Annotated in this window: 12 protein-coding genes; 3 read left to right on the forward strand and 9 right to left on the reverse strand. The window is 45.8% G+C overall.

Annotation, left to right across the window (positions count from 1 at the left end):
• Positions 1 to 42: 42 nt before the first annotated feature.
• Positions 43 to 462, reverse strand: a complete 420-nt coding sequence (locus WH95_RS19420; RefSeq protein ID WP_046510073.1) for a DUF1178 family protein — start codon at positions 460 to 462, stop codon at positions 43 to 45.
• A gap of 182 nt (positions 463 to 644) precedes the next feature.
• Here WH95_RS19420 and WH95_RS19425 point away from each other — a divergent pair, with 182 nt between their 5' ends.
• Positions 645 to 1,157, forward strand: a complete 513-nt coding sequence (locus WH95_RS19425; protein WP_046510074.1) for a class I SAM-dependent methyltransferase — start codon at positions 645 to 647, stop codon at positions 1,155 to 1,157.
• A gap of 11 nt (positions 1,158 to 1,168) precedes the next feature.
• Here the strand turns inward: WH95_RS19425 and WH95_RS19430 are convergent, their stop codons facing one another.
• The 3 genes from WH95_RS19430 to WH95_RS19440 all read right to left on the reverse strand — a co-directional run bounded on the left by WH95_RS19430 (position 1,169) and on the right by WH95_RS19440 (position 3,130).
• Positions 1,169 to 1,990, reverse strand: a complete 822-nt coding sequence (locus WH95_RS19430; RefSeq protein ID WP_046510075.1) for a carbon-nitrogen hydrolase family protein — start codon at positions 1,988 to 1,990, stop codon at positions 1,169 to 1,171.
• Positions 1,987 to 2,256: a glutaredoxin 3 gene (grxC, locus tag WH95_RS19435; RefSeq protein WP_046510076.1), complete on the reverse strand. Its 270-nt coding sequence runs from the start codon at positions 2,254 to 2,256 to the stop codon at positions 1,987 to 1,989. Before grxC ends, WH95_RS19430 begins: the two co-directional genes overlap by 4 nt.
• Positions 2,257 to 2,386: 130 nt before the next feature.
• Positions 2,387 to 3,130 carry a ComF family protein gene (locus WH95_RS19440; protein WP_046510077.1) on the reverse strand — a complete coding sequence of 248 codons (744 nt, stop codon included), beginning with the start codon at positions 3,128 to 3,130 and terminating at the stop codon, positions 2,387 to 2,389.
• A 97-nt stretch (positions 3,131 to 3,227) separates the two neighbouring features.
• On the opposite strand from WH95_RS19440, the gene WH95_RS19445 reads away from it, so the two are divergent.
• Positions 3,228 to 4,133, forward strand: a complete 906-nt coding sequence (locus WH95_RS19445) for a methyltransferase domain-containing protein (protein ID WP_046510078.1) — start codon at positions 3,228 to 3,230, stop codon at positions 4,131 to 4,133.
• 17 nt (positions 4,134 to 4,150) lie between these two features.
• Here WH95_RS19445 and WH95_RS19450 read toward each other — a convergent pair whose 3' ends face one another.
• From WH95_RS19450 to WH95_RS20840, 5 genes are all read right to left on the reverse strand, one after another.
• Positions 4,151 to 4,414: a ribbon-helix-helix domain-containing protein gene (locus WH95_RS19450; RefSeq protein ID WP_046510079.1), complete on the reverse strand. Its 264-nt coding sequence runs from the start codon at positions 4,412 to 4,414 to the stop codon at positions 4,151 to 4,153.
• A 130-nt stretch (positions 4,415 to 4,544) separates the two neighbouring features.
• Positions 4,545 to 5,003, reverse strand: coding sequence for an 8-oxo-dGTP diphosphatase MutT (gene mutT, locus WH95_RS19455; RefSeq protein ID WP_046510080.1), 459 nt, complete (start codon positions 5,001 to 5,003; stop codon positions 4,545 to 4,547).
• Between the two features lie 95 nt (positions 5,004 to 5,098).
• Complete coding sequence (gene argJ / locus WH95_RS19460; RefSeq protein WP_046510081.1) at positions 5,099 to 6,331, reverse strand: bifunctional glutamate N-acetyltransferase/amino-acid acetyltransferase ArgJ; 1,233 nt, start codon at positions 6,329 to 6,331, stop codon at positions 5,099 to 5,101.
• Positions 6,332 to 6,406: 75 nt separating this feature from the next.
• Positions 6,407 to 7,357, reverse strand: a complete 951-nt coding sequence (locus WH95_RS19465; RefSeq protein WP_052742171.1) for a peptidylprolyl isomerase — start codon at positions 7,355 to 7,357, stop codon at positions 6,407 to 6,409.
• A 144-nt stretch (positions 7,358 to 7,501) separates the two neighbouring features.
• A complete protein-coding gene (locus WH95_RS20840) occupies positions 7,502 to 8,881 on the reverse strand; it encodes a peptidylprolyl isomerase (protein ID WP_052742172.1) in 1,380 nt (459 codons plus the stop codon).
• 250 nt (positions 8,882 to 9,131) lie between these two features.
• On the opposite strand from WH95_RS20840, the gene secA reads away from it, so the two are divergent.
• The gene (gene secA / locus WH95_RS19475) at positions 9,132 to 11,807 is read left to right on the forward strand and encodes a preprotein translocase subunit SecA (RefSeq protein WP_046510082.1); all 2,676 of its coding nucleotides are present in this window, start codon (positions 9,132 to 9,134) and stop codon (positions 11,805 to 11,807) included.
• Positions 11,808 to 11,891: the final 84 nt, after the last annotated feature.

Consider the following 11,891-nt stretch of genomic DNA (forward strand, 5'->3'; position numbering starts at 1 on the left):
CGAATTAAGTTTATAAAGACCAATGCTTACAGTGGAACGCTTTTAAGCGTCCTCTTTTGTTTTCCAAGGAATGGTTGCAAAGGCAACACCTTCTTCCTTTAGACTTTTTGCATCTGTTTCGCTGGCTTCGCCATAAATATTCTTTTTATCTGATTCGCCGTAATGAATCTTACGGGCTTCCGAGGCAAAATCTTTACCAACATAATCAAAATTATTTTCGATGGCTTTTTGGGCTTCAGAGATAAATTTTTGCGCCTTGGCAAGCTCAGATGTTGAAGCCTGCTTCTTCTCACTGTTGGCAAGGCTGACGTTTGGCGCCATCAAAGCCTTTTTAACCTTTTTAGAAGAACAGTTGGGACACAGAACAATCCCCTTTTCGGATTGATCCTTAAAAGCTGCATTATCTTTAAACCAAGCTTCAAAAACGTGATCGTTTTCGCATTTCAAATCGAAAAGAATCATTTTAACCCTGCTTTATTCCTACTGTTCATCGTGCACGGGATATGGTTATGGCCGATGAAATCTGCAATGGTCAAGCCTAAGCTGCCAGAAGTTATTGCCAATAAAAGCATCAGACAGTAGTCAATATACATCAACACTCTTTAACAGACTGTTTCACTTTACGGCATCAAGGGGCACAGGTTATGAGCGAACCATCTTCATGGGTACTGAAACACGCAGGATACATCCCAGAAGGCAGTGATGTTCTGGATCTTGCCTGTGGTGCGGGACGCCATGCACGTCTGTTCTTAATGTCAGGACACTACGTGACCGCTGTCGATAAAAACATTGATGCCCTTGAAGACTTAAAAGATTTCCCTGGCGCCGAGATTATCCAGACCGATCTGGAAGATGGGAGTTCTTTTCCTCTGTCAGAAAGGAAGTTTGGCGGCATTATTGTGACCAACTACCTCTACCGCCCTCTCCTACCTTTGCTTTCCGAGCTATTAATCCCCGGCGGCGCTTTGATCTATGAGACATTTATGATCGGCAATGAAAAATTCGGGCGGCCCAAAAACCCTGATTTTCTCTTAAAATCCCAAGAACTTCTTAGACATTACTCTCCACATCTCAAGGTTCAGAGCTATGAAGAAACAACAACAGCAGAGCCAACCCCTGCTGTTGTTCAGCGCATATGCGCTGTGAATTCACTATAATGGGAACGCGATCAACTTAGCGTAAAATCTCGGTCATGATTTATGGAAGGGACCATATCTCGCGCTTGCTTCACGCGATCTAGATCAATATCGGCAACAATTACACCCGGTTGGTCACCTCCATCAGCGAGGATTTCCCCCCAAGGCGCAATAACTAGGGAATGGCCGTATGTTTCACGTCCTTCCGCATGAACGCCACATTGTCCGGCAGCTATAACAAAACAGCCATTTTCTATTGCACGCGCTTTTAAAAGAGTATGCCAATGTGCTTCCCCCGTAAACTTCGTAAAAGCAGCCGGGGCGGTCAAGATCGTAGCGCCTTTTTTAGCCTGTGCCCGAAACAGATAGGGGAAGCGAACGTCGTAGCAGATCGCCATACCCAACTCAGCCCAAGGAAGCTTGGCAACAACGGCTTGTTCACCGGGCCTGAAAGTCGCGGATTCACGATAGGACTGGCCATCGGGAATGACCACATCAAACATATGAATTTTGTCATACCGGGCCGCAATCTCGCCTTGCGGGGAAAATAAAAACGCCCGATTAGCCGCACGTTTCTCTTGTGTACCAACAATCAAAGAACCAATGTGCAGCCAGATCCCAAGCTCAGCGGCAAGCTCAGAAAACGCTTTTACCGAAGGATGATTTTTCTCTGGCAAAGCCTTTTCTAGCGTAAGCTTTTTATTTGGCTCCATCATCGTTGTACATTCAGGTGTCTGAACATACTCGGCGCCCAAGCCATGCGCCTGACGAATCAGATCACAAGCCGGCCCTAATGTAACGTCATCATCACGATCTGCTGTTAGCTGCACACAAGCCGCTTTGAAAGTATTCAAGAGGCAATCCTGTTTTCAAGTTTGCTGTCTAGTTTTCCAGCGCTTTCCAATGCCATGAGTTCATCACAGCCGCCGATATGTTCACCATCAATGAAAATTTGAGGCACAGAGGTACGACCACCTGCCTTCTCAACCATTTCGGGTTTGCGGCGGGGTTCCATCATTACGTCAATTTCGTTAAATGCAACACCTTTGCTTTTCAGCAACTTTTTTGCACGTATGCAATAGGGGCAAAGCATACTGGAATAAACAACAACTTCGGCCATAAAGAAATAATCCTATTCTAGCTGTGGTCACATACACAGACAGCGATATCAAAGCCCGTGCGTAACTCTATTTAGGCACTTACTAATAAATTACAGTATCTGGCAATAAAATTTTGTCTGCCAAACTTCATCACTCTTTTGTTACCCGAGCCAAAACAACCGCGCTAACAGTGCTGGCGCCAGCATTTTTGAGGGTCCGGGCACAACTGTCCAGTGTTGCCCCTGTGGTATAGACATCATCAATCAAGACAATATGTTTGCCGTAGATTTCATCTTTGAATTTACTGTTTAATACAAATGCATTCCGCACATTACGCCACCGGCCAGACATGGAAAACTGTCCTTGAGAAGATGTGTTTTTAGTTCTCAAGAGTAAGTCCGGTGTATATTTTTTATGATGAAGACGCGCAACACCTTGGGCTAATAGCCCTGCCTGGTTATACCGACGTTTTAACAAGCGTCTTCGATGGAGCGGTATAGGGATGATAAAGTCAGCTTCATTAATAATGTCTTGGCCACACAATGACAGCCATTGTGTAAAAAGAGCCCTCAGATAGGTTTTATCTGCATGCTTGAATCCAATGATCATATCTTTGCTAAATACATCATAAACCAGTGCGGCCCGACACTGATCAAATTTTTTGGGCGACTTAAGGCATTCGCCGCAAACCAAATCATCCCCGTGGGATAGTTCAAAAGGGTAGCCACACAACTTGCAACACGCGCCGGAAATAAAAGTAAGATCCTTCCAACAGTTGGGACAGATCCCGGCGTTGTCCCATATTGCACAATCACAGTTCCCACAGACAGGTGGGAACAGATAATTTACGCCCTTGTTAAAAAGACCTGGTAACAATGCCCTGATGATATGCATGGGGCATGTTAATTGATCTGGTCATCAAGAGGCAATCTGCTATAAGCAGAAAATTATCTCTTCTGTACTTTGATCTATGGGCTTACTGGGTTCCGCCATGACTGATATCTATATATTCGACCGCCAATCTGTAAATCAGCATCATCAACGCGCCCAAGACAAAATTGAAAATCATGACTTTCTTTTCAGAGAGGTCGCCGATCGATTGGGGGATCGGCTCATAGATATCGCCCGTGATTTTCCCAAAGCACTTGACCTAGGATCGAATCACAGAATTCTAAAGGAAACTCTTGGGGCCCGAGGTGGCATACAAGAATTTACATCTGCAACGTTCCTATCTGAAACGCAAACACTGCCGATGGAATCGCCCTCTAGCCGTTTAAAAGAAATCGGCATAACCGAAGAAATCTTACCGCAATCATCCCAGAAATACGACCTTGTCATCAGTAATCTGTGCCTACATTGGGTTAACGATCTACCGGGTATTCTTTTGCAAGCTCATCAAAACCTCAAAGCCGACGGGTTATTTTTGGCCTCTATGATTGGCGGGGAAAGCCTGAAAGAACTTCGTGCCTGTCTGATGGAAGCTGAAATGAATGTCGAAGGAGGTGTAAGCCCCAGAGTATCACCGCTTATTGATGTAAAAGATGCGGGTGCCCTACTCCAAAGAGCCGGATTTGCCTTACCTGTTTCGGATTTTGACCGTATCGAAGTCAGCTATACGAACGCCTTTGACTTAATGAAAGAGCTCAGGGGTATGGGTGAAACCAATGCCATTCATAACAGGCGAAAAACTTTTACCCGCAGAGAGACACTTTTAAAAGCAGCGCAACTTTATCAGGAAAAGTTCTCTGATTCCGAAGGACGAATTAATGTCACCTTTGATATCGTATATCTTGCGGGCTGGGCACCACACGCATCCCAGCAACAACCGTTAAGACCAGGAAGCGCAACAGAACGTCTTTCAGATTTTTTGGATACAGAAGAAACCAAAATTAATTAAAAACTGATTCTCAGTTGCTAGCTAGCTTCGCCCATAGCCCTTTGAGTTTCCGAAGGTTGCTCTGCCGCAGCCGCATTTCGAAAATATATCAAAATATACACACGAATTGCCGCAGTCAGTGAAGAGTCTTCTTTCGCTTCGTCGATTTGAGTACAGAGTTCACCGATCGGGCAATTCTCACGTACACAAATTTCAAAAAGTGCTTCCCACATATCCGGTTCCAGACGCAGAGAGGTTCTTCGCCCCTTAAGCGTGATGTTCCGGTTGACCAGTGTTGACATTAACCCCAATTGCGCCAGTACATGACACCGACGCACCCCTAAAAAGATGCCTGTTAATCCCCACGCAATTCAGAAATCAGACTTATCATTTAAAGCGCAAGACTGGTCACTGTAACTACTGCAATAAAGTTTATAGTAAATCTCGTAACAATGCCACCAAAGGCTCATCAGCTGGCGGCATCGGGTAATCCCGTAGCCGTACAGGGCGGACCCATGCAAATTCTTGCCCTTCAAGGGCCGTAACGTTTCCTTCCCAGATCCGGCACACAAACAACGGCATCAACAGGTGAAAATCATCGTAGCTATGGGAAGCAAAGGCAATCGGCGCAAGACAGGATGAACGGGTATCTATGTCCAGCTCTTCCTTCAATTCACGCACCAAAGCCTGTTCCGGGGTTTCACCCGGATCGACTTTGCCCCCTGGAAATTCCCATAGACCAGCCATAGATTTGCCCTCTGGACGCTGCGCCAACAAAACCCGCCCGTCACTGTCAACCAAAGCTGCCGCAGCCACAAGCACGATGGGCTTGTCAGTTTCAGACCTCTTTTCAGCGGCCCAACATCCCTGTTCTTCTTCAGAAGAGCTCATAAATATATCCTGAATTTTATCTGACCCCAGAATCTTATCTGATCCCAGAATCTTATCTGATCCCAGAATTTCATCTGATCAGCGTCATAGAAACTTTAACTACGATAATCCGCATTGATTTCAATATAGCCATGCGTCAAATCACAGGTCCAAACTGTTGCCTGTCCATCAGCAATGCCAATATCAACCGCAATAGAAATCTCTTGCCCTTGCATATGCTTTGCAACAGGAGCTTCGTCAAAGCCATCAACCCGTTGGCCATCTTTTGCAATCGTGACGCCCCCCATGGCAATGGAAAGCTTGTCGCGATCGGCCCGTTCGCCTGACTTGCCAACAGCCATGACAACACGTCCCCAATTGGCATCTTCACCAGCAACGGCGGTTTTCACCAAGGGAGAATTGGCAATTGCCAACCCGACACGTCGGGCGGCCTGGTCTGTTTCGGCTCCGGTCACTGCAATAGAAATGAATTTACTTGCACCTTCACCATCACGAACGACTTGGTGGGCCAAATCCTTTAGAACTGAATTCAGTGCCTGAATAAAATCTGCAAGCTCAGGCGCGTTGATGTCATTATAAATTGTATTTCCGGCTTTTCCTGTTGCACATAACAGAACCGTATCGCTTGTCGAAGTATCACTATCAACCGTGATCGCGTTAAAAGAGAGATCTGCGCCGCTTGAGATCAGATTTTGTACCATTGCCGGGGATAAGGCTGCATCAGTTGCAATAAAACTCAGCATTGTTGCCATATCAGGGGCAATCATTCCTGAGCCTTTGGCGATACCATTTATTGTTACAACCTTGCCATCAATCTGGGTTTTGATAGTTGCCCCTTTGGCAAAGGTATCAGTTGTCATAATAGCTTCGGCTGCATCGCGCCAACTATTCGGGCCTAGATTTGCTTTCAGATCACCCAAGGCAGATGTTATTTTCTCATCAGGCAAGGGTTCACCAATAACCCCAGTAGAGGCAATAAAAACGGCATTCTCAGAACAATTCAGTTCTTTTGCCGTTGCTGACACCGTCCGGGAAACAGACTCCTCGCCCAATCGCCCTGTAAAAGCATTTGCGTTACCAGAATTAACAACAATTGCTCTGGCTTCACCAAACTTCAAATGGTCACGACAACATTCAACTGGTGCAGAACAGGTAAGGGAACGTGTTAACACGCCGCCGATGGTTGTTCCTTCGTCAAAGCTCATCAAAAGAACATCTGCACGCCCCTTGTACTTAACACCGCAAGCTTTTGTTGAAAGCGATACACCATTAATTTCGGGCATTTCCGGAAAACTCGCAGGCGCGAGCGGAGATTTTTGCAGTTCCATAAAAACTAATCCTACCTATGTACAACCAGATTTCAGCAGCAATAAAAAAGCCCGGTAAAACCGGGCTCTTTATTATTATTCGCTGGCAGGTTTTTCTTCACCTTCTGGCTTATCTTCACCTTCTGCCGGCGCGACCTCTTCAGCCTCAGCACCAATTATTTCAATCTCTACCCCATTTTTGAGGTTCTCGACAATACCCTCATATGCACTTCTTGAAAGTTCAGAACGCAGCTGGCCATCTAACTGTTCTTTTGTTGGTTGCTCAGAATCACGTTCTGCATCAACTTTAATAACGTGCCAACCAAATCTGGTTTGTACAGGCGCAGTAGAATGTTCCCCTACCTTCATACCAAAGGCAGCATCAGAAAAAGGTTTGACCATCTGTTCAGCCTGGAAAAAACCTAAATCCCCTCCACCAGGGCCACTTGGGCCAGTTGAATGTTCTTTGGCCAAAGTGGCAAAATCAGCACCTTCATCCAATTGTTTGATCAAGTCTTTACCCGTTTCTTCTTCTTCCACAAGAATATGGCGGGCAGAAACTTCGCGTACCGGTGGATTTTCAGTCAAATAATCTTGATAGGCTTTTTCAACAGCGGCGTCGGTAACTTCTTTTTCCAGCGCTCTGTTCAAGAAAACCTCTACCAGAATTCTCTCTTTTACATCACGAACACGTTTTTGAACTTCCGGGTCATTCCCCAAGCCACTTGATGTTGCTTCTTTTGTAATCAGCTTCAAGTCAACAACCTGACCGACTAGCTCTGGCAAAATAAGCTCGATCTGTTCCTGGGGAATGTTTGGAATGCTTTCCGCAAACTTAACAACTTCTGAGCGGCGAATTTCAATGTCACCGACCTTGGCCATAACCGGGTCATCCCCAACAGGAGCATCTGATGCTACCTCAGCAGCCTGATCACCACCCAGGAAAGGTAGTGTTCCCCCTTTTACTCCATAGGAATAACCAGCATACGCAGCACCAGCGAGGGCAACGATACCGACAAGAGGAAAAATAATCTGTTTCGCAGACATATAAAGATAACTCCTTATTTATTACATTCTGGGGACAGCTTTTTACTGTCATTCCCATTTATCGATCAGCACCAAATCTCATGACTGTGTCAAGAGAAAGGCGATATGTACATTTTTAATTAATTCGACAGGCTAAGAGCTTAATCAATTAGCCGGAAAAACAGATATATCCGCGTCTTTTCGAAGATCCCGGACCATATGGGCCACTAATTCACGGCTAACCTGTTCTTTAATTTCAGATCTCATAGATTCAAACGTTGGTTGCTTAACGTCTCGCCTGTCTTCCAGCTTGATAACATGCCAACCAAAGTCCGTGGCCACGGGTGCTTTTGTGTAAGAACCCGGAACCAAAGAAAATGCAGCGGATGCAAACTCGGGGTCCATGTCTTTTTGTTTGAACCACCCCAGATCACCGCCCTTTTCAGCCGATGGACCTTTGGAGAATTTTTTAGCCAGCAAATGAAATTCTGCGCCATTATCCAAAGCAATGATCAAAGCCAAAGCTTCGTTACGTGTCTCGACAAGAATATGTCGCGCCCTAATCTCTGCGTTGACAATGTTCTCTCTTAACAAAGCGAAATATCTATCCCGAAGCATGGCCTCTGTAATCATTTCATTCAACTGTTGCTCCAGATAGGCATCGCGGATAATTTTTTCCTCTGCAATGGCCAGCTTTCTTTTTACATCTTCTTTTTCATCCATATCGGCATCTGCGCCAGCATGAGCCAACAACTTCAGATCAATGGCGCGATCCAGTAGAATAGGAAACATTGTTTCCAACTGTCCCTGATATTGCTCTGGCAACTTTTTTGCTGCTTGCGTTATGTCCTGCCAATAGATCTCGTCCCCTTCAACAACAGCAACGACGGGATTTTCTCGATCCAATCGTTCTAATTCACTTTCCGTTTTTGTCAGGGTTATATTGGGTGTTTCTTTTGGTGCAGTCTGAGTATCTTCCTGATTACCGACATTTTCTGGATTTGCCTTCTCAGAAATTGGCGCCGTTGATAACCCTTCAACAACAATACTGTCCTCGGGAGTAGTGTTTTCAGGTTCTTTCTTAGGACTATTTTCTATTTTTTTCTCGACTTCTTCGGTAAACCCAGGTGGTGGAGCCAAACCGTCCCTTTCCTGCCCGGGGACAACTTGAACCTCGGGAGTTTCAGGCACAGATTCGACTATCACGGGTGATGGTACAGGTGATGACTCGACCTTTTCAGTCTCGATTACAGTGTCATCAACGCTGTTTATATTTTCATCCTCAGAAGGATCTGAAGGATTATCCGTCTGTTTTACAGGCGTCACCTCTTCCTCTATCCCCGGATTATTCGCAGGATCAGAGTTATTCTCTGGATCTTCGTCCTCTTCGTCACTATCCCCAAAAAGAAACTTTAGAAGTTTGCCACCACTTTCTCGTTGTTCTTTTTTCCATTCATCTTCATAGCTTTGCTGTGCTTTGCCATTCGATGGAAAACCAACTGCTACCAATAGAGTGGACAGGATAATGACTTTGCAAAAATTCATTTAAGTTCTGGCTCCCGCTCAGAAGAAATTAAAAGTTTATCCTTACTTACAACAAAGTCACTACAACCTAAAGCAAGTATCGTGGAAATAAACACATTCAATAACCGCCAGAATCAAAAACAAGCTCTGTTGGTGATTTTCCTCCCATTGACTCCAGCTTCACATTGACATCCGGTAGCCTGCGCCCTATGTCTCACATTGACTTTTTATAACCAAATTTTGAACTGCGTTTTCACGCAAGGGGTAATCTATGCTCGGCGCGCTTGTGAAGCGGATGTTTGGCTCTGCCAATGACCGTTACCTAAAAGGCCTTAACTCTATTGTCCTGTCGATCAATAGCTTTGAATCAGAGCTTGAAAAGCTATCTGATGATGATCTCAAGGAACAGACAGAGAAATTTCGTAATCGCCTGCAGCAAGGGGAAACTCTCGACGATATTCTTCCCGAAGCATTTGCCACGGTTCGTGAAGCATCGCGCAGAACACTTGGTTTAAGACACTTCGATGTCCAGATGATGGGTGGCATCGTCCTGCATCGTGGCATGATCAGTGAAATGGCAACTGGTGAAGGTAAAACACTTGTTGCAACTTTGCCTGTTTATCTGAACGCAATCGAAGGCAAGGGTGTTCACGTCGTTACCGTCAACGATTATCTAGCCAAGCGTGACGCGGAATGGATGGGACAGATCTATCGCTTCCTGGGCATGACCGTTGGCTGTGTCTTCCCGGGTCAGGGCGAAGAAGAACGCGCCTTTGCTTACAATTGTGACATCACCTATGCCACCAACAATGAACTCGGCTTCGATTACCTTCGTGACAATATGAAGTTTGAAATCGACCAGATGGTTCAAAGAGAATTCAACTATGCAATTGTGGATGAGGTAGATTCGATCCTCATCGATGAAGCCAGAACCCCGCTTATTATTTCTGGCCCGGCAGAGGATTCATCAGAAAGCTATATCACGATTAACAAGTACGTTCCCTCCCTAAGCGAGGAACATTATGAGCTTGATGAAAAGACCCGGTCTGTAACCCTGACAGACGAAGGTGTCGATTTTATTGAACAAAAACTCATAAACGACGGCGTCATGCAGGGATCTCTCTACGAGATTGAGAATGTCAGCACACTGCACCATATCAATCAGGCCCTGAAAGCGCACAAACTATTCCAGCGCGATAAAGATTACATCGTCAAAGATAACAAAGTTGTTATTATTGATGAATTCACGGGCCGTATGATGGAAGGCCGTCGCTTCTCAGAAGGTCTCCACCAGGCCCTAGAGGCGAAAGAAGGTGCGGATATTCAGCAGGAAAATCAGACTCTGGCATCAATTACATTCCAGAACTATTTCCGACTTTATCCGAAATTGGCCGGGATGACAGGTACAGCGATGACAGAGGCCGAAGAATTCTCGGCAATTTATGCGCTGGACGTTATTTCCATGACGACCAACCTGCCCTGTATCCGTATTGACCACGATGATGAAGTTTATCGCACAGGTCAGGAACGTGACGCCGCAATTGTTAAACAGATCAAAGAATGCCACGAGCGTCAGCAACCTGTGTTGGTTGGTACCGTAACGATTGAGAAATCAGAATACCTTTCTGCCTTGCTCAAGAAAGAAAAGATTGAGCACAAGGTTCTCAATGCGAGATACCACGAACAGGAAGCCATGATTGTTGCACAAGCGGGTTCACCCGGCGCGGTCACCATCGCAACGAATATGGCTGGTCGAGGAACAGATATTAAACTGGGTGGTAACGAAGAAATGCGGATCGAGCAAGAAACGCTCGGCATAACTGACGAAGCCCAGAAACAGGCAAAAGCTGCGGAAATATCTGCTGAAGTTGCCGCGAACAAAGAAATCGTAAACAAGGCTGGTGGCCTGTTTATGATCGGTAGCGAACGCCATGAAAGCCGTCGTATCGACAATCAGCTTCGCGGACGTTCCGGTCGTCAGTCAGACCCCGGTGCTTCCAAATTCTTCCTCAGCCTCGAAGATGATCTGATGCGTATCTTCGGGTCCGAGCGCATGGATTCAATGCTCCAGAAACTCGGCCTTGAAGACGGTGAAGCCATTATTCACCCGTGGGTGAACAAGGCTTTGGAAAAAGCACAGAAAAAAGTCGAAGCCAGAAACTTTGAAATTCGTAAGAACATCCTCAAATTTGATGATGTGATGAATGACCAGCGTAAGGTTATTTACGAACAGCGCAAAGAGGTCATGTCAGCAGAGGAAGTTAAAGACACTGTCGCTTCCATGCGCCATGAGGTTCTCGAAGATCTTGTAACACGCACTATTCCGGCCAATGCCTATGCGGAACAGTGGGAGCTGGACAGCCTGCACGAAGAATGCTTGCGTCTTATTGCCATGGATCTTCCGGTTAAAGACTGGGCCGAAGAAGAAGGCATTGCCGATCAGGAAATTCTGGATCGAATTCTACAAGCCAGTAACGAGAAAATGGCAGCTAAGACAGCCAACTATGGCCCCGAAGTGATGCGCTCTTTGGAAAAACAGCTACTTCTCATGGTTCTGGACAAACAGTGGAAAGAACACTTGCTGTCCCTTGACCACCTGAAGCAAGCTGTTGGTTTACGCGCATACGGGCAAAAAAATCCGCTGGATGAATATAAACGCGAAGCTTTTGAGATGTTTGAATCCATGCTCGATTCCGTTCGTGACGAGCTTACAATGCTCATGCATCGTTTCGAGCTACAGACACCTGAAAACGCAACGGTTCCACGTCAGCAACAGGAAATGCACGAGTCAAGACAGGACCCGGCACAAGAAGGTGGTACGACGACCGTACAAGCAAAAGAATTTGATCAAAACGATCCATCTACCTGGGGTAAAATCAGCCGTAATGCACCATGCCCTTGTGGATCAGGCAAAAAATACAAACATTGCCACGGAAAACTCAGCTAAACTGATTTCTGGACAGGACACAGTACATAATAAAGGCGGCCTCTCTGGCCGCCTCAGACTGCTGACAAAGTCCTCGCAAATTGC

This window comes from Kiloniella litopenaei (genome assembly GCF_000982415.1).
Lineage (GTDB): Bacteria > Pseudomonadota > Alphaproteobacteria > Kiloniellales > Kiloniellaceae > Kiloniella > Kiloniella litopenaei.

Coding starts and splice junctions, on each gene's coding strand:
- WH95_RS19420 (WP_046510073.1), bottom strand. CDS start 462: ATGATTCTTTTCGATTTGAAATGCGAAAACGATCACGTTTTTGAAGCT.
- WH95_RS19425 (WP_046510074.1), top strand. CDS start 645: ATGAGCGAACCATCTTCATGGGTACTGAAACACGCAGGATACATCCCA.
- grxC (WP_046510076.1), bottom strand. CDS start 2,256: ATGGCCGAAGTTGTTGTTTATTCCAGTATGCTTTGCCCCTATTGCATA.
- WH95_RS19440 (WP_046510077.1), bottom strand. CDS start 3,130: ATGCATATCATCAGGGCATTGTTACCAGGTCTTTTTAACAAGGGCGTA.
- WH95_RS19445 (WP_046510078.1), top strand. CDS start 3,228: ATGACTGATATCTATATATTCGACCGCCAATCTGTAAATCAGCATCAT.
- WH95_RS19450 (WP_046510079.1), bottom strand. CDS start 4,414: ATGTCAACACTGGTCAACCGGAACATCACGCTTAAGGGGCGAAGAACC.
- mutT (WP_046510080.1), bottom strand. CDS start 5,003: ATGAGCTCTTCTGAAGAAGAACAGGGATGTTGGGCCGCTGAAAAGAGG.
- argJ (WP_046510081.1), bottom strand. CDS start 6,331: ATGGAACTGCAAAAATCTCCGCTCGCGCCTGCGAGTTTTCCGGAAATG.
- WH95_RS19465 (WP_052742171.1), bottom strand. CDS start 7,357: ATGTCTGCGAAACAGATTATTTTTCCTCTTGTCGGTATCGTTGCCCTC.
- WH95_RS20840 (WP_052742172.1), bottom strand. CDS start 8,881: ATGAATTTTTGCAAAGTCATTATCCTGTCCACTCTATTGGTAGCAGTT.
- secA (WP_046510082.1), top strand. CDS start 9,132: ATGCTCGGCGCGCTTGTGAAGCGGATGTTTGGCTCTGCCAATGACCGT.